The 20,056-nt window shown below is 72.2% G+C and carries 20 protein-coding genes; 3 read left to right on the top strand and 17 right to left on the bottom strand.

What is annotated here, in order from left to right; genetic code table 11:
- Positions 1-33: 33 nt before the first annotated feature.
- The 7 genes from COUCH_RS13430 to pyrR form a co-directional block, all read right to left on the bottom strand.
- Positions 34-1,293, bottom strand: coding sequence for an adenosylmethionine--8-amino-7-oxononanoate transaminase (locus tag COUCH_RS13430; RefSeq protein ID WP_249612410.1), 1,260 nt, complete (start codon positions 1,291-1,293; stop codon positions 34-36).
- Positions 1,290-2,294, bottom strand: coding sequence for a quinone-dependent dihydroorotate dehydrogenase (locus tag COUCH_RS13425; RefSeq protein ID WP_249612409.1), 1,005 nt, complete (start codon positions 2,292-2,294; stop codon positions 1,290-1,292). The genes COUCH_RS13430 and COUCH_RS13425 overlap by 4 nt, the downstream gene beginning before the upstream one ends.
- A complete protein-coding gene (gene carB, locus COUCH_RS13420) occupies positions 2,291-5,599 on the bottom strand; it encodes a carbamoyl-phosphate synthase large subunit (protein WP_249612408.1) in 3,309 nt (1,102 codons plus the stop codon). Before carB ends, COUCH_RS13425 begins: the two co-directional genes overlap by 4 nt.
- Complete coding sequence (gene carA, locus COUCH_RS13415; protein WP_249612407.1) at positions 5,599-6,708, bottom strand: glutamine-hydrolyzing carbamoyl-phosphate synthase small subunit; 1,110 nt, start codon at positions 6,706-6,708, stop codon at positions 5,599-5,601. Before carA ends, carB begins: the two co-directional genes overlap by 1 nt.
- Entirely contained in the window at positions 6,708-7,973 is a 1,266-nt protein-coding gene (locus COUCH_RS13410; protein WP_249612406.1) for a dihydroorotase, read from the bottom strand. The genes carA and COUCH_RS13410 overlap by 1 nt, the downstream gene beginning before the upstream one ends.
- 85 nt (positions 7,974-8,058) lie before the next feature.
- Positions 8,059-9,021, bottom strand: coding sequence for an aspartate carbamoyltransferase catalytic subunit (locus tag COUCH_RS13405; RefSeq protein WP_249612405.1), 963 nt, complete (start codon positions 9,019-9,021; stop codon positions 8,059-8,061).
- Positions 9,018-9,587 (bottom strand): bifunctional pyr operon transcriptional regulator/uracil phosphoribosyltransferase PyrR, encoded by a 570-nt coding sequence (pyrR, locus tag COUCH_RS13400; protein ID WP_249612404.1) that lies wholly within the window; start codon positions 9,585-9,587, stop codon positions 9,018-9,020. The genes COUCH_RS13405 and pyrR overlap by 4 nt, the downstream gene beginning before the upstream one ends.
- A 300-nt stretch (positions 9,588-9,887) precedes the next feature.
- Here pyrR and COUCH_RS13395 point away from each other — a divergent pair, with 300 nt between their 5' ends.
- The gene (locus tag COUCH_RS13395; protein WP_071807762.1) at positions 9,888-10,376 is read left to right on the top strand and encodes a transcriptional regulator BldD; all 489 of its coding nucleotides are present in this window, start codon (positions 9,888-9,890) and stop codon (positions 10,374-10,376) included.
- 298 nt (positions 10,377-10,674) lie between these two features.
- Here the strand turns inward: COUCH_RS13395 and nusB are convergent, their stop codons facing one another.
- The 4 genes from nusB to aroB form a co-directional block, all read right to left on the bottom strand.
- Positions 10,675-11,085 carry a transcription antitermination factor NusB gene (gene nusB / locus COUCH_RS13390; RefSeq protein WP_249613690.1) on the bottom strand — a complete coding sequence of 137 codons (411 nt, stop codon included), beginning with the start codon at positions 11,083-11,085 and terminating at the stop codon, positions 10,675-10,677.
- Between the two features lie 23 nt (positions 11,086-11,108).
- The gene (gene efp / locus COUCH_RS13385; protein WP_249612403.1) at positions 11,109-11,666 is read right to left on the bottom strand and encodes an elongation factor P; all 558 of its coding nucleotides are present in this window, start codon (positions 11,664-11,666) and stop codon (positions 11,109-11,111) included.
- A 92-nt stretch (positions 11,667-11,758) separates the two neighbouring features.
- Entirely contained in the window at positions 11,759-12,190 is a 432-nt protein-coding gene (aroQ, locus tag COUCH_RS13380) for a type II 3-dehydroquinate dehydratase (RefSeq protein ID WP_249612402.1), read from the bottom strand.
- The gene (gene aroB, locus COUCH_RS13375; protein ID WP_249612401.1) at positions 12,187-13,263 is read right to left on the bottom strand and encodes a 3-dehydroquinate synthase; all 1,077 of its coding nucleotides are present in this window, start codon (positions 13,261-13,263) and stop codon (positions 12,187-12,189) included. The genes aroQ and aroB overlap by 4 nt, the downstream gene beginning before the upstream one ends.
- 69 nt (positions 13,264-13,332) lie before the next feature.
- Between aroB and COUCH_RS13370 the strand changes: the two genes are divergently transcribed.
- Positions 13,333-14,040, top strand: coding sequence for a Clp protease N-terminal domain-containing protein (locus COUCH_RS13370; RefSeq protein ID WP_249612400.1), 708 nt, complete (start codon positions 13,333-13,335; stop codon positions 14,038-14,040).
- On the opposite strand, the gene COUCH_RS13365 is transcribed toward COUCH_RS13370, so the two are convergent.
- A complete protein-coding gene (locus COUCH_RS13365) occupies positions 13,970-14,974 on the bottom strand; it encodes a helix-turn-helix transcriptional regulator (protein WP_249612399.1) in 1,005 nt (334 codons plus the stop codon). The genes COUCH_RS13370 and COUCH_RS13365 overlap by 71 nt on opposite strands.
- A gap of 62 nt (positions 14,975-15,036) precedes the next feature.
- Here COUCH_RS13365 and COUCH_RS13360 point away from each other — a divergent pair, with 62 nt between their 5' ends.
- Positions 15,037-15,735 (top strand): alpha/beta fold hydrolase, encoded by a 699-nt coding sequence (locus tag COUCH_RS13360; protein ID WP_249612398.1) that lies wholly within the window; start codon positions 15,037-15,039, stop codon positions 15,733-15,735.
- Here COUCH_RS13360 and COUCH_RS13355 read toward each other — a convergent pair.
- The 5 genes from COUCH_RS13355 to ruvX form a co-directional block, all read right to left on the bottom strand.
- The gene (locus COUCH_RS13355) at positions 15,706-16,215 is read right to left on the bottom strand and encodes a shikimate kinase (RefSeq protein ID WP_249612397.1); all 510 of its coding nucleotides are present in this window, start codon (positions 16,213-16,215) and stop codon (positions 15,706-15,708) included. The genes COUCH_RS13360 and COUCH_RS13355 overlap by 30 nt on opposite strands.
- Positions 16,215-17,393: a chorismate synthase gene (gene aroC, locus COUCH_RS13350; RefSeq protein ID WP_249612396.1), complete on the bottom strand. Its 1,179-nt coding sequence runs from the start codon at positions 17,391-17,393 to the stop codon at positions 16,215-16,217. Before aroC ends, COUCH_RS13355 begins: the two co-directional genes overlap by 1 nt.
- 168 nt (positions 17,394-17,561) lie before the next feature.
- Complete coding sequence (locus tag COUCH_RS13345; RefSeq protein WP_430640978.1) at positions 17,562-18,407, bottom strand: shikimate dehydrogenase; 846 nt, start codon at positions 18,405-18,407, stop codon at positions 17,562-17,564.
- Positions 18,404-19,588 carry an endolytic transglycosylase MltG gene (gene mltG, locus COUCH_RS13340; protein ID WP_249612395.1) on the bottom strand — a complete coding sequence of 395 codons (1,185 nt, stop codon included), beginning with the start codon at positions 19,586-19,588 and terminating at the stop codon, positions 18,404-18,406. The genes COUCH_RS13345 and mltG overlap by 4 nt, the downstream gene beginning before the upstream one ends.
- Entirely contained in the window at positions 19,585-20,046 is a 462-nt protein-coding gene (ruvX, locus tag COUCH_RS13335; RefSeq protein ID WP_199513525.1) for a Holliday junction resolvase RuvX, read from the bottom strand. Before ruvX ends, mltG begins: the two co-directional genes overlap by 4 nt.
- Between the last annotated feature and the right edge of the window lie 10 nt (positions 20,047-20,056).

The raw sequence follows: 20,056 nt of genomic DNA, 5'->3' as shown, positions 1-20,056 counted from the left end.
CACGATGGCCCGGGTAGTGGGTCGCGGAGCCGCTCAGGCGGCCGACACGGCCGCGGCGATCCCGCGGGTGATGAGGGCGACGTCGGCGTCGCCGGTGACGTACGGCGGCATCGTGTAGATCAGGTCGCGGAACGGGCGCAGCCACACCCCCGCGTCCACGGCGGCCGCGGTCGCCTTCGCCATGTCGACGGGCCGGTCCAGCTGGACCACGCCGATGGCGCCCAGGACGCGGACGTCGATGACACCGGGCGCGCTCCTCAGCGGCTCCAGACCGGCGCGCAGACCCCGCTCCACGCCCGTCACCCCGGCCCGCCAGTCCCCGCCCGTCAGCAGCCCGATGGAGGCGTTTGCGACGGCACAGGCGAGCGGGTTGCCCATGAACGTGGGACCGTGCGCGAGGCCGCCCGCGCTGCCGGCGCTCACCGCCTGCGCGACCCGCGGCGTGCACAGCGTCGCGGCGAGCGTCAGGTATCCCCCGGTCAGCGCCTTGCCGACGCACATGATGTCGGGTGTCACCCCGGCGTGACCCGCGGCGAAGAGCTCCCCGGTGCGCCCGAAGCCCGTCGCGATCTCGTCGAAGATGAGCAGGACCCCGTGCGCCGCGGTGGCCTCGCGGAGGACCCGCAGGTACCGCGGGTCGTGGAACCGCATTCCGCCCGCGCCCTGCACGACGGGCTCGACGATGACCGCGGCCAGCTCGGGCGCGTGCCGCTCGACCATCTCGGTGAGCTCGGCCGCGTACGCCTCGTCGTAGTCCGCCGGGGGCGGCCCGGCGAAGACCTGGGCCGGCAGCACGCCCGTCCACAGCGAGTGCATGCCCCCGACCGGGTCGCAGACGCTCATCGGGTGGAACGTGTCGCCGTGGTAGCCGCCCCGCCAGGTGGCGAGCCGGCGCCGGCCGGGGTGGCCGCCGGCGAGCTGGGCCTGCAGCGCCATCTTGATCGCGACCTCGACGCCGACCGACCCGGAGTCGGCGAGGAACACGTGCTCCAGCCCGTCCGGGGTCAGCTCGACGAGGGTGCGGCAGAGCTCGACGGCGGGCGCGTGGGTGAGCCCGCCGAACATGACGTGGCTCATCCGGCCCGCCTGCTCGGCGAGCGCCGCGTCGAGCACCGGGTGGCGGTAGCCGTGGATCGCCGCCCACCACGACGACATGCCGTCGACCAGCTCGCGGCCGTCGGCGAGCCGCAGGCGTACGCCCTGCGCGCTCTCGACCAGGTACGGCTCGGCGCGGCCGGGCATGGGCCCGTACGGATGCCAGACGTGTGCCCGGTCGAGAGCGAGCAGGTTCATGGGCGTGCCCTGGCCGCCGCTCTGACCAGCGCCGGGCCTCGGTAGATGAAGCCGGTGTAGAGCTGGATCAGCGAGGCGCCGGCGTCGAACATCCGGGCCGCGTCGTCGGCCTCCACGATCCCGCCCACGCCGATGATCGGCAGCCGGCCGCCGGTCTCCTCGTGGACGAAGTGGACGATCTTGCGGGCCCGCTCGGTCAGCGGCCGCCCGGAGAGGCCGCCCGCCTCCGCGGCGCGAGCCTGGTCCGGGCCGGCGAGACCCTCGCGGCCGAGCGTGGTGTTCGTCGCGATCACGCCGGCGGCGCCGGACGCGAGGCAGACCTCGAGCAGCTCGGCGATCGCCGGCTCGGTGAGATCCGGCGCGATCTTGACGAGCACCGGAACCTTGCCCACGAGAGCACCGAGAAGCGCCGCCAGGGCACTCTTGTCCTGCAGCGTGCGCAGGCCCGGCGTGTTCGGCGAGGAGACGTTGACCGCGATGTAGTCCGCGTACGGGTGCAGCAACTCGTAGGAGGCCAGGTAGTCCTGGACCGCCTCCTCCAGCGGCGTCACCTTGGACTTGCCGAGCGAGATCCCGAGCGGGACCCCGATCGGTCCCAGCGCGCGCAGCCGCTCGGCGAGGGCCGCCGCGCCCGCGTTGTTGAAGCCCATCCGGTTGATCACGGCCTCGCTCTCGCGCAGCCGGAACAGCCGGGGCTTGTCGTTGCCGGGCTGCGCCTTCGCGGTGACCGTGCCGACCTCGACGAAGCCGAAGCCGAGCGCGGGCCACGCCGGCAGCGCCACGCCGTTCTTGTCCATGCCGGCCGCCAGGCCCACCCGGTTGGGGAACCGGACGCCGAAGACCTCGACCGGGTCGCTGACCGCGTACCGGCGGCGCAGCAGCGCACGGGTGCCGGAGCCGAGGCCGGCCAGGCGCCCGAGGGTGAACTCGTGCGCCTTCTCGGCGTCGCCGCCGCCCACCCGGAACAGCACCGGGCGGACGGCGGTCTCGAAGATCGTCACTCGCTCTCCCGCAGGGCGGCGTGCAACTCCTGCAGCGGGCGTACGGACATCTCGCCGCGCATGAGCGCCTCGATGCCCATCACCGCGGCGGCCGCGCCCGGCACCGTCGTGATGCTCGGGATGTCGTGGGTGACCGCCGCGCTGCGGATCTCGTAGCCGTCCGAGCGGGCGCTCGCCCCGGAGCCCTGCGGGGTGTTGATGATCAGCGCGATCTCCCCCGCGCCGATCAGCGCCACCGCGTTGCGTCCCGGGCTCTCGAAGTGCTTGGGGACGATCTCGCACTCGATGCCGTGCCGGCGCAGCACCTCACCGGTGCCGGCGGTGGTGACGATCGTGAAGCCCAGGTCGGCGAGGCGCTTGATCGGGAAGATCATCGAGCGCTTGTCCCGGTTGGCCACCGAGACGAAGACCTTGCCGCTGGTCGGCAGGGAGCCGTACGCGGCGGCCTGCGACTTGGCGAACGCCGGGCCGAAGCCGGGGTCGATGCCCATGACCTCGCCGGTGGACTTCATCTCGGGGCCGAGCAGGCTGTCCACCCCCTTGCCGGCGGGCGTGCGGAACCGCTTGAACGGCAGCACCGCTTCCTTGATCGCGATCGGCGCGTGCTCCGGGGTCTCGCCGCCGTCGCGGCTGCGCAGCAGCATGCCCTCGTCGCGCAGCTCCTGCACGGTGGCACCGAGCATGATCCGGGCCGCCGCCTTCGCCAGCGGGACCGCCGTCGCCTTGGAGACGAACGGGACGGTCCGCGAGGCGCGCGGGTTGGCCTCGAGGACGTACAGGGTGTCGTCCTTGAGCGCGTACTGGACGTTGAGCAGGCCGCGCACCCCCACGCCGCGGGCGATCGCCTCGGTGTAGCGGCGTACCTCGGCCAGGTGCGAACCGGCCAGCGTGACCGGGGGCAGCGAGCAGGAGGAGTCGCCGGAGTGGATGCCGGCCTCCTCGATGTGCTCCATCACGCCGCCGAGGTAGACCTCCCCGGTCGCGTCGCAGAGCGCGTCCACGTCGATCTCGATCGCGTCGTCCAGGAACCGGTCGACCAGCACCGGGTGGTCCGGCGAGATCTCCGTGGCCCGGGCGATGTAGTCGGCCAGCGTCGGCTCGTCGTAGACGATCTCCATGCCGCGGCCGCCGAGCACGTACGAGGGCCGCACCAGCACCGGGTAGCCGATCTCGTCGGCGATCGCCTTGGCCTCCTCGAAGGAGGTGGCGGTGCCGTGCTCGGGCGAGCGCAGCCCGGCCTTGGCCAGCACCGAGCCGAACGCGCCCCGGTCCTCGGCCAGGTCGATGGACTCCGGCGAGGTGCCCACGATCGGCACGCCGGCGTCCTTGAGTCGCTGGGCCAGGCCGAGCGGGGTCTGCCCGCCGAGCTGGACGATGACGCCGACGACGCCGGGGCCGCCGGCCGCCTTGCCGGAGGAGTCCTCGGAGTGGAAGACCTCGAGCACGTCCTCGAAGGTGAGCGGCTCGAAGTACAGCCGGTCCGCGGTGTCGTAGTCGGTGGAGACGGTCTCCGGGTTGCAGTTGACCATGACGGTCTCGTACTCGCCCTTGAGCGCCATGACCGCGTGCACGCACGAGTAGTCGAACTCGATGCCCTGCCCGATGCGGTTCGGCCCCGAGCCCAGGATCAGCACCTTGGGCCGGTCCGACGGTGCCACCTCGGTCTCCTCGTCGTACGAGGAGTAGTGGTACGGCGTGTTGGCCTCGAACTCGGCGGCGCACGTGTCGACCGTCTTGTAGACCGGCCGGATGCCCAGGCGGTGCCGCAGCGTGCGCACCCCGTCCTCGCCCGCGAGCTCGGGGCGCAGCGCGGCGAGCTGGCGGTCCGAGAGCCCGGCGCGCTTGGCGCGGCGCAGCAGCACCTCGTCGAGCACCGGCGCGGCGAGGATCTCGGCACGCAGGTCGACCAGGGCCTGGATCTCGTCGAGGAACCAGGGGTCGATACCACCGCTGGCCTCGTGCACCTGCTCGACGCTCGCGCCGAGCCGCAGCGCCGCCTCCACTGTGTAGAGCCGGCCGTCGTGCGGGGTGCGCAGCGCCTCGAGCGCGGCGTCGGCGTCCTCGAAGGTCGGCGCCGTCCAGAAGCCGGTCGCCTTGGTCTCCATCGAGCGCATCGCCTTGTTGAGCGCCTCGCTGAAGTTGCGGCCCAGGCTCATCGCCTCGCCGACCGACTTCATCGTGGTGGTCAGCTCGCCGTCGGCGCCGGGGAACTTCTCGAACGCGAACCGCGGGATCTTGACGACCACGTAGTCCAGCGCCGGCTCGAAGGCCGCCGGGGTCTTGAGCGTGATGTCGTTCGGGATCTCGTCCAGCGTGTAACCGATGGCCAGCTTCGCGGCGATCTTCGCGATCGGGAAGCCGGTGGCCTTGGACGCCAGCGCGGACGAGCGCGACACCCGCGGGTTCATCTCGATGACGACCAGGCGCCCGTCGGCCGGGTTGATCGCGAACTGGATGTTGCAGCCGCCGGTGTCGACGCCGACCTCGCGCAGCACCGCGATGCCGAGGTCGCGCATGCGCTGGTACTCACGGTCGGTCAGGGTCATCGCCGGTGCGACGGTGACGCTGTCGCCGGTGTGCACGCCCATCGGGTCGAGGTTCTCGATCGAGCAGACGATCACGACGTTGTCGTTGCGGTCGCGCATCAGCTCGAGCTCGTACTCCTTCCAGCCGAGCACGCTCTCCTCGATCAGCACCTCGTGCACCGGGGAGGCGGCCAGACCGGAGCCGGCGATGCGCTCGAGGTCCTCGTCGGTGTGCGCCATGCCGGAGCCGAGGCCGCCCATCGTGAACGACGGCCGGATCACCACGGGCAGGCCCAGCTCGGCGACGGTCGAGCGGACCTCGTCCATCGAGTGGCAGACCCGGCTGCGCGGGGTGTCGCCGCCGGCCTTGGCGACGATGTCCTTGAACAGCTGGCGGTCCTCGCCGCGGCGGATGGCGTCGATGTTCGCGCCGATCAGCTCGACGCCGTACTTGTCGAGCACGCCGTTCTCGTGCAGGGCGACCGCGGTGTTCAGCGCGGTCTGGCCGCCCAGCGTGGCGAGCAGCGCGTCGGGGCGCTCCTTGGCGATGACCATCTCGACGAACTCGGGCGTGATCGGCTCGACGTACGTGGCGTCGGCGAACTCCGGGTCCGTCATGATCGTCGCGGGGTTGGAGTTGACCAGGGAGACGCGCAGCCCCTCGGCGCGCAGCACCCGGCAGGCCTGGGTGCCGGAGTAGTCGAACTCGCAGGCCTGCCCGATCACGATCGGGCCGGAGCCGATCACGAGCACGTGCCGCAGATCAGTGCGCTTGGCCATCAGGCATCAACCTTCTCGACGAGCTCGACGAACCGGTCGAACAGGTAATCCGCGTCGTGCGGGCCCGCCGCCGCCTCGGGGTGGTACTGGACGGTGAAGGCGGGCACCTCGAGCGCCCGCAAGCCCTCGACCACGTTGTCGTTGAGGCAGACGTGTGAGACCTCGACCCCGCCGAAGTCGGTGTCGATCACGGTGTTCAGCGGCGCGTCGACCGCGAACCCGTGGTTGTGGCTGGTCACCTCGACCTTGCCGGTGGTCCTGTCGAACACCGGCTGGTTGATGCCGCGGTGGCCGTACCCGAGCTTGTAGGTGCCGAAGCCGAGCGCGCGGCCGAGGATCTGGCTGCCGAAGCAGATGCCGAACAGCGGCACCCGGCGGCTCAGCACCGCGCGGGCCAGCGAGACCGGCCCGTCGGCGGTGGCGGGGTCGCCCGGGCCGGGCGAGAGGAACACCGCGTCCGGGCTCACCGCGAGCAGGTCCTCGATGGACGAGGTGGCCGGGAAGACGTGCGTGGTGACGCCGCGCTCGGCCAGCCGGCGCGACACGTTGCGCTTGATGCCCAGGTCGAGCGCCGCCACGGTGTACCGGTGCTCGCCGACGGCCTCGACCGTGTACCGCTGCGGCGTGGTGACCTCGGCGGAGAGGTCGGCGCCGACCATCTGCGGCGACGCCTTCACCCGCTCCAGCAGCGACGCCGGGTCGAGGTCGACGGTGGAGATGCCCACCCGCATCGCGCCGCGCGAGCGCAGGTGGCGGGTCAGCGCGCGGGTGTCGACACCGCTGATGCCGACCACGCCCTCGGCGGCGAGGCGCTCGCCCAGGTCGCCGGTGGCGCGCCAGTTGGACGGGCGGCGGGCCGGGTCGCGCACGACGTAGCCGGCGACCCAGATCCGGCCGGACTCGTCGTCCTCGTCGTTGACGCCGGTGTTGCCGATCTGCGGAGCCGTCTGGATCACGACCTGCCGGTGGTACGACGGATCGGTCAGCGTCTCCTGATAGCCGGTCATGCCGGTGGTGAACACGGCCTCGCCGAAGGTCTCCCCCTCGGCGCCGTAGGACGTTCCCTTGAATGTGCGCCCGTCTTCGAGCACGAGAATCGCTGGTTTCATTACTTGACGGCCTTCCCGTCCAGGACTGTCGGCTCTCCCCGGAGGAAGGTCGCGACGATGCGACCCGGCAGGGTGGTGCCCGCGTACGGTGTGTTGCGGCTGCGGCTCGCCAGCTCGGCCGGGTCGACGACCCGGCGGGCGGACGGGTCCACCAGCGTGAGGTTGGCCGGCGAGCCGACCGCCAGGTCGGTGCCGTGCCCGGTCAGGCCCGCGATGCGGGCGGGGGTGCGGGACATGCGCTCGGCGATCAGCTCCCACTTCTCACCGAGGATGCTGAGGACCACCGGCAGGGCGGTCTCCAGACCCACCATGCCCGGCCGGGCGTACGCCCATTCGCACTCCTTGTCCTCGACGGCGTGCGGGGCGTGGTCGGTGGCGACGATGTCGATGACCCCGTCGATCAGCGCCTGCCGCAACGCCTGCACGTCGGCGGTGGTGCGCAGCGGCGGGTTCACCTTGTAGACGGGGTCGTAGCTGGCGGCGAGCTCGTCGGTGAGCAGCAGGTGGTGCGGCGTGACCTCGGCGGTCACCCGTACCCCCCGGGCCTTGGCCTGGCGCAGCACCTCGACGGACCCGGCGGTCGAGACATGGCAGACGTGCAGGCGGCTGCCGACGTGCTCGGCGAGCAGCACGTCGCGGGCGATGATCGCCTCCTCGGCGACCGCGGGCCAGCCGGTCAGGCCCAGCCGGGTGGAGATCTCGCCCTCGTGCATCTGTGCGCCCTCGGTGAGCCGCGGCTCCTCGGCGTGCTGGGCGATGATCCCGTCGAAAGCCTTCACGTACTCCAGCGCGCGGCGCATCAGCCGCGGGTCGGCGACACAGTGGCCGTCGTCGGAGAAGATCCGGACGTTCGCCGCGGAGGTGGCCATCGCGCCCAGCTCGGCGAGCTGCTTGCCGGCCAGCCCGACGGTGACCGCGCCGATCGGCTGCACGTCGACCAGCCCGGCCTCGCGGCCCAGCCGCCAGACCTGCTCGACCACCCCGGCGGTGTCGGCGACCGGGGAGGTGTTGGCCATCGCGAAGACCGCGGTGTAGCCGCCGAGGGCCGCCGCGCGCGAGCCGGTCTCGACCGTCTCGGCGTCCTCGCGGCCCGGCTCGCGCAGGTGGGTGTGCAGGTCGACCAGGCCGGGCAGCGCGACCAGGCCCTCGCCGTCGATCGTCTCGTCCGCCCTGCCGCCGCCCTCGGCGACGACACCGTCGCGGATCAGCAGGTCGGCCGGCTTCCCGCCGACCACGGAGACACCCTTGATGAGGTACGAGGTCATGCTGCACTCACCTTTCGCATGGCCTTCTGGCCCTCACGGTCACGGCGGTCGCCGGCGCACGCCGGGCGACGCTCGGTGCAGGCGGTCATGCCTTGCCTCCCAGCAAGAGGTAGAGAACGGCCATCCGGGCGCTGACGCCGTTGGCGACCTGTTCGACGATCGTGGAGCGGGACGAGTCGGCCACCTCGGGCGCGATCTCCATGCCCCGGTTCATCGGACCGGGGTGCATGACGATCGCGTGCTCCGGCAGCTTCCTCATGCGCGGGGCGTCGAGCCCGTAGCGGCGGCTGTATTCACGGGCGGAGGGGAAATACGAGTCCTGCATCCGCTCGGTCTGCACCCGCAGCATCATGACGACGTCCGTTGCGGGCAGGACGCTATCGAGGTCGTACGACACTCCTGTCCGGGTTACTGTCGGTTTTCCGCTGCGGGCAAGCTCAGTGCCGGGCGAGAGGGCGGCCGCGATGTCGACCGGGATCAGCGTCGGCGGGCCCACCAGCGTGACCCGGGCGCCCAGCGTCGTGAGCAGCAGGACGTTCGAGCGGGCGACCCGGCTGTGCAGGACGTCACCCACGATCGCGACCTTCAGGCCGTCGATGCGTCCGAGCCGCGACCGCATCGTGTACGCGTCCAGCAGCGCCTGCGTGGGGTGCTCGTGGGTGCCGTCGCCGGCGTTGATCACCGAACCGTCCACCCAGGACGCGAGCCGGTGCGGCGCGCCCGAGGCGGGGTGCCGGATCACGACCGCGTCGGCGCCCATCGCCTGCAGGGTCAGCGCCGTGTCCTTGAGGCTCTCGCCCTTCGAGACGCTGGAGCCCTTCGCCGAGAAGTTGATGACGTCGGCGGAGAGCCGCTTGGCCGCGGCCTCGAACGAGATCCGGGTCCGGGTGGAGTCCTCGTAGAAGAGGTTGACGACCGTACGCCCGCGCAGGGTGGGCAGCTTCTTGACCTCGCGACCGGCCAGGGCGGCCATCTCCGCGGCGGTGTCGAGGATCAGCGTGGCGGTGTCCGCGTCCACGTCCGCGGCGGACCTCAGGTGCTTGATCATGCGGCTCCTCCGTACAGCTTGACCTCGTCGACGCCGTTGTCGGTCTCGGCCAGCGACACCTTCACCTTCTCGGCGAGCGCGGTCGGGATGTTCTTGCCCACGTAGTCGGCGCGGATGGGCAGCTCGCGGTGGCCACGGTCGACCAGTACGGCGAGCTGCACCGAACTGGGCCGGCCGACGTCGCTGAGCGCGTCGAGTGCGGCCCGCACCGTGCGCCCGGAGAAGAGCACGTCGTCGACGAGGATGACGCGGCGCCCGTCGAGCCCGTCGCCGGGGATGTCGGTCTTGCCCAGCGCGCGCGTCGCGTGCAGCCGCAGGTCGTCGCGGTAGAGCGTGATGTCCAGCGCGCCGACCGGGATGTCGATGCCCTCGAAGGCGTGGATCCGGGAGGCGAGGCGGCGCGCCAGCGGGACGCCGCGGGTCGGGATGCCGAGCAGGACGGTGCCGGTGGCGCCGGACGTCTTCTCGAGGATCTGGTGCGCGATCCGGTCGACGACCCGTTGCAGGTCGGACCCGGAAAGAATGATCTTGGTGGCGCTGCCTGTGTCGGCGCGTGGGTATGCCACGGCGGACCTCCTTCCCCGCCTCACGGGACGGGTCGTTAAAGGACGTCTTTTCGGTGCTCAGCGGGCACCCCGGCCAGGGGCGGCCCGATGGCTGACGCTACGTTACCAGTGAGCGAGGCGATGACCATGGTGACGTGGCCTACCCACGGACCAGACGGACGAATGCGGGCAACTCAGTCCCCGGCTCGGCGACTCATCGGTAACCGACACTTGACCAGGGCTGGCAAACTCCGTACCGTCACGCAGCGTAGCGATCCGGAGGAAGAACCCTCCGGGCCAGCACAGTACTGGAGTGTCCGAATGCCGTCTGAGTACGCCAAGTCGCTGGGCGCCCGCCTGCGTTCCATCCGCCAGCAGCAGGGCCTGTCCCTGCAGGGCGTGGAAGAGAAGTCGAACGGCCGGTGGAAGGCCGTCGTGGTGGGCTCGTACGAGCGTGGCGACCGAGCTGTCACCGTCTCGCGCCTCGCCGAACTGGCCGACTTCTACCGGGTTCCCGTCTCGGAGCTGTTGCCCGACGGCAGCGGCGTCCGGCTCGAGGCCACCAACAAGATCGTGCTGGACCTGGAGAAGCTGTACGACGCGGCCGGCGAGGACCTGGCCTACGTCGCGCGCTACGCCCGGGCCATCCAGCAGCAGCGCGGTGACTACAACGGTCGCGTGCTCTCGATCCGCGCGGACGACCTGCGCGCGCTCGCCATCGTGTACGACATCTCGCCGTCGGGCCTGATCGAGCGTCTGACGGAGGCCGGCGTGCTCGTCGCCGACCCGCGCGCCTTCTTCGCCAGCTGATCCGCACCGCACGCGCGAGAGGGACCCGCATTCGCGGGTCCCTCTTTGTCTTTTCCGGGTGTGGGCGACGGTCACGGGCCGCAGCGTTGCGGGCACGGCGGTGGCGGTTCGTGACCGGGCTGCGATGACATATGCGCTGGTCGATGAGGTCTCGCGGACCCTGCGCAGCGGCCGCTGGCGCCCGCGGCCGGTCACGACGGCCGACCTAGCGGTCAGTGACCGTGACCGGGAACCGGCCGCCATCAGCAGCGCGCAGGAGGCCGCCGCGCACAGCGTGACGAGCGTCGCCGCGCCCGGCTCAGCGGGTGGCGAACTCGGCGATGCGGCCGAGGATGCCGTTCAGGAAGCGCGGGCTGTCGTCCGTGGACATCTGCTTCGCCAGCTCGACCGCCTCGGTGATCGCCACCGGGTCGTCGATGTCCGGCTCGTAGAGCAGCTCGTACACCGCGATGCGGGCGAGGTTGCGGTCCACCACCGGCATGCGGTCGATGGTCCAGCCCTCGGCGTAGCTGGCGATCAGCTCGTCGATCCGGTCGAGGTGCTTGGCGACGCCCTCCACCAGGCCGGTCGTGTAGTCCAGGTGTTCGGGGTGGGGCTTGGCGATCCGCTCCAGGTAGGTGGCCATCACCTGGTTCGGCGGCAGGTCGCGCAGGTCGGCCTCGTAGAGGACGTCGAGCGCACGCTTGCGCGCCTTGCGGCGCGCAGGCATCTGCGTCTTGGGGCCTTCCGCCATCAGCTGCGGCCGAGGTAACGGCCGTCGCGGGTGTCGACCTTGATCTTCTCGCCGGTGGTGATGAACAGCGGCACCTGCACGGTCGCGCCGGTCTCGACGGTGGCGGGCTTCGTGCCGCCGGTCGAGCGGTCGCCCTGCAGGCCCGGCTCGGTGTAGGTCACCTCGAGGAAGACGCTGGTGGGCAGCTCGATGTAGAGCGGCACGCCCTCGTGGGTCGCGACTGTGGCCTCGGCCTCGGGCAGCAGATAGTTGGCCGCCTCGCCGACCGTGCCGCCAGGGACGGTGATCTGGTCGAACGTGTCCAGGTCCATGAAGACGAAGTCCTCGCCGTCCTGGTACAGGTACTGCATCGTGCGCTTGTCGACCGTCGCCGTGTCGACCTTGGTGCCGGCGTTGAAGGTCTTGTCCACGACCTTGCCGGAGAGCACGTTCTTGAGCGTGGTGCGCACGAACGCCCCACCCTTACCCGGCTTGACGTGCTGGAACTCGACCACGGCCCACAGCTCGCCGTCGAGGTTGAGCACCAGGCCGTTCTTCAGGTCGTTGGTGGAAGCCATGTCCTGCCTTGTTGTTCGATGCGATGAGTGTTTCGATGCGTGGAGGTGACCGGTGGAGTTTACCGGCGTGACACGCGGTCCGGCGAATCGGGTCAGCGGCGTCCCGCGATGTGCCGCAGGGCGAGCCGGTAGCCGTCCACGCCGAGCCCGGCGACGACTCCGGTGGCCACCGCGGAGACCACCGAGTGGTGCCGGAACTGCTCGCGGGCGTGGATGTTGGAGATGTGCACCTCGACCAGCGGTGCGCGCAGCATCGCGCACGCGTCGCGGACCGCGTACGAGTAGTGCGACCACGCGCCCGGGTTGAGCACCACGGGCGCCTCCTCGTCGGCGGCGGCGTGCAGCCAGCCGAGCATCTCGTGCTCGGCGTCGGTCTGCCGGACCACCACGTCCAGCCCCAGCTCGCTGCCGGTCTCCTGGCACAGCGTCACGAGGTCGGCGTACGCGATGACGCCGTAGATGTCGACCTGACGGGTGCCGAGCCGGCCGAGGTTGGGCCCGTTCAGCACGTACACCCGGGTCATGAGGCCACCGCCGCGTACGCGCGCTCGAGCACGGACTCGTCGGAGATCGCCACAGTCCGTGGTTTCGCGAGGCCGTCGAGCAGCACGAACCGCAGGGTGTCCGCGCGGGCCTTCTTGTCGACGCGCATGGCGGCGAGCAGGTCGGGCCAGGCGTCCGCCCGGTACGACGCCGGCAGGCCGAGCAGCGACGTCACGGCGCGGTGCCGGGCGGCCGTGGCGTCGTCCAGCGCACCGGTCAGCCGGGCGAGCTCGGCCGCGTACACCAGGCCGACGGCGACCGCGTGACCGTGCCGCCAGGCGTACCTTTCATGCTTCTCGATCGCGTGGGCGAGGGTGTGGCCGTAGTTGAGGATCTCGCGCAGCCCGGACTCGCGCAGGTCGGCCCCGACCACCTCGGCCTTGACCCGGATCGCCCGCTCCACCAGCTCGCGCAGCACCGGGCTCGCGGGGTCGACGGCCGCGGCCGGGTCGCCCTCCACGAGGTCGAGGATCACCGGATCGGCGATGAAACCGCACTTGACCACCTCGGCGAGCCCGGCGACCAGGTCGTCCGCGGGCAGCGAGGTGAGCAGGTCGAGGTCGCAGAGCACCCCGGCCGGCGGATGGAAGGCGCCGACCAGGTTCTTGCCGGCGGCGGTGTTGACGCCGGTCTTGCCGCCCACCGCGGCGTCGACCATGCCGAGCAGCGACGACGACACCGGCACCCAGCGCACCCCGCGCAGCCAGCCGGCGGCCACGAAGCCGGCCAGGTCGGTGACCGCTCCCCCGCCGACGCCGACCACGACGTCCGTGCGGGTGAAGCCGGCGGCGCCCAGCTCGTCCCAGCAGCGCGCGGCGACCTCGACGGTCTTGCCGGCCTCGGCGTCGGGCACCTCGATCGGCAGCGGGCGCAGGCCGGCCTCCTGCAGCGCGCCGGCCACGGCCTCGGCGCGCTGTTCGAGCGGCGGGGCGTGCAGGATCGCGGCACGCACGGCGCCGTCGGTCAGCGCCGGCAGGGCCGCGAGCAGGCCACGGCCGACGAGCACGTCGTACGGCCGGTCGCCGGCCACGGGGATTCGGGTCACGTCGTCCATCGCAGGGGATGCTAGTCGCGCGGATATGGGGTTATAGACAGATAACCCCATGCGGGTTACACATGGCTCATGCCGAAAATCAACGTGTACCTCCCCGACGACCTGGCCGACGCGGTCCGCGAGGCGGGGCTGCCCGTCTCCGCCATCTGTCAACGAGCACTGGACCAGGCCGTACGCCGCGTCACCGCGGTCCGGCAGACGGTGCTGGGCGAACTGGACGCGGACCAGTTGGCCGCACGGCTGCCGCAGTTCACCGCTCGGGCGGTCACGGTCGTGTCCTCGGCCGTCGATCGGGCCCGGGCCACCGGATCGCCGACCGTGACCACCGGGCACCTGCTGCACGGGATGCTCGCCGAAGGCGCCAACCTGGGGCTGCAGGTGCTCTCCGCGATGGAGATCGACCCGGCCGCCCTCGCCGTTCCCGACGGCACCGAGCCGGGCGGCGGGGACGGGTTGCGGTTCAGCACGGCGGCGGCGAACGCCGTCGAGCTCACCGTCAGCGAAGCGGTCGGGATGGGGCACAACTACGTGGGCTGCGAACATCTGCTGATCGGCCTCGCCACCGAGCCCGACGGCCTCGCCGGGCGCGCGCTGCGGGACGTCGGCGCGGACGCCCGCTCCACCCGGCGCGCGGTCACCGCCGCGCTCATCGGCTACGCCCACCTGCGCGCCACCAAGGCGGCACAACCGCCGGCGGAGGGCCTGCTCACGGCCGTGCGGGCGGAACTGGCTCCGCTCGTACGCCGGATCGAGGCCCTGGAAGGTCGCCTCGCCTAGCGAAATCGGCGAGCCGGGCCGCGTGCTCGGCGACGGCCGTCCTCAGCTCGGCGGGGCGCAGCACGGTGAACGGCCGGCCCAGCCCCGCCAGCATGTGGGCCATGCCGGGCAGGCTCTCCGCACGGCACCTCAGCAGCACGCCGCGCGGGTCCTCGGTGATCTCGGCGACCGCCGCCGGCACCCGCCGCCGCACCTCGGCGATCTCGGCCTCGAGCAGCACCTCCACCTCCCACCGCCACGGCAGGCCGGCCCACTGGCGGGTGACGTGCGCGACGGCGTCGAAGTCCGGCGGCGCCTCGAACGACTCGCCGGCCGGCTCCACGGCGGCGATCCGGTCGAGGCGGAACGAGCGCACGTCCCCGTGGTGGTGATCATGCGCGACGAGGTACCACCGTCCGGAGTGGAACACCAGCCCGTACGGGTCCACGCGGCGGGGGCCGGACCGGTACGTCAGGGCGATCACCTGCCGGGCACGGGTCGCGGCGCCGAGGGCCAGCAGCAGGTCCGTCCCCGGGTCCGCGGCGGGGTCGCGGGGCGCCCTCAGCGTGAGGCCCAGGCTGGCGCGCAGAGCGGCGAGGCGCTCGGCCAGGGCCGGGGGCAGCACCCGGGTGATCTTCGCTTCGGCCGTGGCCGCGGCGGGACTGCCGGTCGTCAGCCCGAGCCGGCCGGCCGCGACGAGGCCGAGCACCACGGCGACGGCCTCCTCGTCGGTCAGCATCAGCGGCGGCAGCTTGAACCCCGGCAACAGGCGGTAGCCGCCGTAGCGGCCACGGTCCGCGGTCACCGGGATGCCCAGGTCGTCGAGCGTGGCCGCGTACCGGCGCACCGTGCGTTCGTCGACGCCCAGCCGGGCGGCCAGGTCGCGGCCGGTCATCCGGCGGTGGGCCTGGAGGAGCTCCAGCATGGCGAGCACTCGGGAGGCGGGATGCGGCATGCCGGCCATTCTCCGCCCAATGCGGGCGGGAACGGTCCGGTATTGGTCGTAGCGTCGGCCGCATGACGACATACGTACTGGTTCCGGGGATGTGGATCGGCGCCTGGGCCTGGCGCGACGTGACGGCCGCGCTGCGCGCCCGGGGTCACGAGGTGTACCCGGTGACGCTGACCGGCGTGGCCGACCGCGCCCACCTGCTGGGGCCCGGCACGGACCTGGACCTGCACACCGAGGACGTGGTCCGGCTGATCGAGGCGGAGGATCTGCGCGACGTCGTGCTCGTCGGGCACAGCTACGGCGGCATGCCGGTCAGCGCGGCCGCGCTGCGGGTCCGCGACCGGATCAGGCACATCGTGTACGTGGACAGCGGCCCGCTCCCCGAGGGCACCTCCCAGCTGTCCGTCTCCGGAGGCACCGCCGAGGGCAACGCCGTCCCACCGCGCGACTGGGACGCCGGCGCGGACCCCGTGCTGCTCGCGGGACTCGGCGACGCGGCGCTCGACCGGCTCCGGCGGCTCAGCACCCCGCACCCGGCCGCGTCCGTACGCCAGCCCCTCGGCGAGCACGCCACCTCGAAGGACCTGCCGACGACGCTGATCGCCTGCACGTTCCCGCTCGAGCAGGTACGCGAGATGGCAGCGGCCGGGCACCCGTTCTTCGCCGAGCTGACCGAGGCGGACGTGGTCGGCCTGCCGACCGGGCACTGGCCGATGCTCAGCGAGCCGGAGGCGCTAGCGGGCCACCTCGAGCAGGCCGGCTAGCTCCGCGGCGATCTCCTCCGGCGCACGCCCGTCGGTCGGCACGGTGTGCGTGGCGACCGAGGCGTACAGCGGGCGGCGTTGATCCATCAGGTACTTCAGCGTCGCCCGCGGGTTCACGCTCAGCAGCGGCCGGCCCGCGCCCAGCCCGACCCGCTTCACCGCATCGGACAGCTCGACCGACAGGTACACGACCGTGTGCCCGCGCAGGGCGTCCCGGGTGCCCTCGTCCATGATCGCGCCGCCGCCGAGCGCCAGCACCCCGCCGAACGAGGTCAGCGACCCGGCGATCGCCTCCCGCTCGAGGCGGCGGAACTCCGGCTCGCCGTCGTCGATGAAGATCTCCGGGATGGGCTTGCCCGCCTTCTCCTCCACCAGGTGGTCGGTGTCGGCGAACCCCACGCCGAGCAGCGCGGCCACGGCCTGCCCGACCGTCGTCTTGCCGGCACCCGGCGGGCCGACGAACACCGCGGCGGGCGCCATCAGCGGATCAGCAGGGAGTCGAGGTACCCGGCGAGGTTGCGGCGGATCTCCGCCACCGAGTCGCCGCCGAACTTCTCCGTGGCGGCCTCGGCCAGCACCAGCGCCACCATCGCCTCGGCGACCACCGCGCCCGCCGGCACCGCGCACACGTCCGAGCGCTGGTTGATGGCGGTCGCGGGCTCACCGGTGACGACGTCGACGGTCTGCAGGGCCCGGTTCAGCGAGGAGATCGGCTTCAGTGCGGCGCGTACCCGCAGCGGTTCGCCGTTGGTGATGCCACCCTCGAGGCCGCCGGCCCGGTCGGTGACCCGCCGCACGCCCTCCGGCGTCGGGATGATCTCGTCGTGCGCGACCGAGCCGCGCGAGCGGGCCTGGGTGAAGCCGTCGCCGATCTCCACGCCCTTCACCGACTGGATCGACATCAGGGCGGTGGCCAGCCGGGCGTCGAGCTTGCGGTCCCACTGCACATGCGACCCCAGACCCGGGGGTACGCCGTAGGCCAGCACCTCGACGATGCCACCGAGGGTGTCCGCGTCCTTCTTCGCCGCGTCGACCTCGGCCACCATCCGCGCGCTCGCCTCCGGGTCCAGGCAGCGCAGCGGGTCCGCGTCGATGCGCTCGGCGTCGTCCGGCGTCGGCACCAGCCCCGCCTTGGCGGCCACCGAGCCGAGCTCGATGACGTGCGACACCACGTCGATGCCGAGCGCCTGCTTGACCAGGGCCTTCGCCACCACGCCGACGGCCACGCGCGCGGCGGTCTCCCGGGCGCTGGCGCGCTCGAGGATCGGCCGGGCGTCGGTGTGCCCGTACTTCTGCATGCCGGCCAGGTCGGCGTGGCCAGGCCGCGGACGGGTCAGCGGGGCGTTGCGCGCCTGGGCGGCCAGCTCCTCCGGGTCGACCGGGTCGGCGGCCATCACGGTCTCCCACTTCGGCCACTCCGAGTTGCCGACACGGATCGCCACCGGGCTGCCGATCGTGAGGCCGTGCCGGATACCGCCGATCACCTCGACGACGTCCTGCTCGAACTTCATCCGGGCGCCGCGACCGTAGCCGAGCCGGCGGCGCGCCAGGTCACGGCCGATGTCCTCGGTCGTCACCCGCACCCCGGCGGGCACGCCCTCGATCATGGCGACGAGCGCCGGGCCGTGCGATTCACCTGCGGTCAGCCAACGCAACACGGGTCACAGTCTGGCACGCGAGCGTCCCGCTCCGCCGCCAGGCCACCACCGTCCCGCCAGCCGGACGCCCACCGGCCGGCGGCCCGCTCTGCCGGCGTCCGCTGCCCGCTCAGCGGACGCCCGCCGCTCGCTCGGCGGACGCCGGCGCGTGGACGCCGGGTGCGCCTCTCAGCGGACGCCGGCAGCGGCTACGAGGGCCTCCCGCATCGCCGCCTCGGGGGCCGGCCGGACGCCGGTGAACTGCTCGAACTGGCCGAGCGCCTGGGCCAGCAGCAGGTCGAGGCCGGACACGACCCGGACGTCGTGCGCCTGCGCCGCCTCGGCGAGCGGGGTCGGCCAGGGGTCGTAGATGGCGTCGAAGAGGACCGTGCCGGGGCGCCAGGTGACCTGGGTGGCGAGAGGGTCCGCGGCGCCCTTCGGGACCGTCGAGATGACGGCGTCGGCGGCGAAGACCGTGGCGGCGTCCGCCCAGTCCACCCCGCGGATCGTCACGCCGAGCGCCGCGGCGGCCGGGGCGAGCTCCGCCCGGGCCTCGGGGCGGCGGGTCACGACGGACACCTCGGTCGCGCCCAGGTGGGCGGCCGCTGCCAGGGCGGCGCGGGCCGTGCCACCACCGCCCAGCACCGCGACGGCGGGACCCGAGCCGGTCGGCAGGCCCGCGTCGTTCAGGACCCGGACCATGCCCGGTACGTCGGTGTTGTCCGCGTGCCAAGTGCCGTCGAGACGCCGTACCAGAGTGTTGGCCGCGCCCGTCGCGAGCGCGACCGGCGACGCCTCCGCGGCCAGCGTCAGGGCCGCCTCCTTGAGCGGCATGGTCAGCGAGAGACCCGCCCACTCGGCGCCCAGACCGGCCACGAGCTGGGGCAGCTCGGCCTCGGCGCACTCGATGGCGGTGTACGACCAGTCGTACAGCCCCGCCGCGGCGAAGCCCGCGGCGTGGATGACCGGCGACAGCGAATGGCCGATGGGCTTGCCGCACACCGCGGCCCGCCGGGGGCCCGAACCGTGCGTCAGCAGAGCGGGACCCCGTTCCGGCACGCCTTCTGGATGTTCGCGTCGTGCTCGGCGTTGGTCACCGCGAACGCCGACTTCTTCGTCTTCGGGTCGATCGCGACGAAGAACAGCCAGTCGCCGACCGCCGGCTTCACGGCGGCCTCCAGCGCGGCCTTGCCCGGGTTGTTGATCGGGCCGAGCGGCAGGCCCACCTTCAACTCCGTGGTGTACGGGTTCTTCGGGTCCTTCAGCTCGGCGTCCGACATCTTGCCCGAGTGCTTGCGGCTCTTGTCCTGCAGCTGCAGCCAGTAGTTGGTCGTCACGTCGAACTGCAACGGCATGTTCTTCTTGTACGCCCGGTTGTAGGCGACCCGGGCCACCTTGGGCAGGTCCTCGGCGGTGCCGGACTCGGCCTGCGACAGCGACGCGACGATGAGCGCCTCGTACGGCGACACCGACAGCTTGCCCTCGGCGGTCTTCACGAAGCCGATGTCCGTGGTCGTGTCGATGAACTTGCCGACCATCACCCGCAGCATGTCCGCGGCCGTGGCCTTCGGGTCGAACTCGTACGTGTCCGGGAACAGGAAGCCCTCGATGGTGCCGGACGCCTTCTTGTTGTCGCGGCGGTTGAACCAGAAGTCGGGGACGCCGAGCGCCTGCGGATCCTTCGCGGCGGTCTCGAAGTCCTTCACCGGCACCTTGGTCGCCTTGGAGAGCGTCGCGTAGATCTCCTGGGCGGTCAGGCCCTCCTTGATCGTCACGCCCTTGCTCACCCGGGCCTTCGGGTCGAGCAGCAGCGTCACGGCGTCCTTGGCGGACATCTGCTTGCGCAGGTTGTACGTGCCCGGCTGGATGTTCTTGCCGCGCGGGTTGTCCTCGGCCGCCTGGGTGAACGCGGCGGTGCTCTTGACCACGTCGGCGTCCACCAGCGTGTTGCCGATCTCGGTCAGCGAGCCCTTGGCGAGCGACACCTGCACCGGGTCGGTGCCGGAGCCGTCGTAGTCCGCGGCGGTGAAGAAGCCTTTGATCTTCTCGTAGCCGAGGTAACCACCGACACCGAGAACGCCGAGCAGGATGAAGACCATGAGGAACGCGACGGCGGACTTGCCCTTGCCGCCTTTGCCGCCGCCTCGGCCCCGGCGGTGCCGGGGTTTACCCTTCTCCGCCTGCTCGTCGAACGCCAGGTCCAGCTCGTCGATCATCTCGTCTGCCTCCGCTGTGCGTCCAGCCAGCTCTGCAGGATCTCCACCGCGGCCGCCTGGTCGACGACCGCCCGTTGCCGCTTGCCCCGTACTCCTCGCTCGGCGAGCCTACGGGTCGCGACAACGGTCGACATCCTCTCGTCCGTCAGGACGACCGGAACCGGCCCGACCGCCCGTTCCAGCCGCTCAGCGTACCCACGGATGTCTATGGCGGCAGGTCCCTCGGCGCCGTTGAGACGCACCGGGAGGCCCACCACGATCTGCACCGCCTCGTGCTCCCCCACGAGACGGACGAGCTCGGCAATGTCGCCGGGGACGGCGTCGGGCGCCGCCGCCATGTCACGGGGCACCGTGACCAGGGGGGTGGCCAGGATCCCGTCGGGGTCACTGAGTGCGACCCCGACGCGCACCTTACCGACATCAACGCCCAGCCGCCTACCCCGCGGCAGTGCGCTCATCGGCCCACCC

The sequence above is a fragment of the Couchioplanes caeruleus genome, assembly GCF_023499255.1.
Taxonomy (GTDB): Bacteria; Actinomycetota; Actinomycetes; order Mycobacteriales; family Micromonosporaceae; genus Actinoplanes; species Actinoplanes caeruleus_A.
This window is presented reverse-complemented; position numbering and strand designations above follow the sequence as displayed.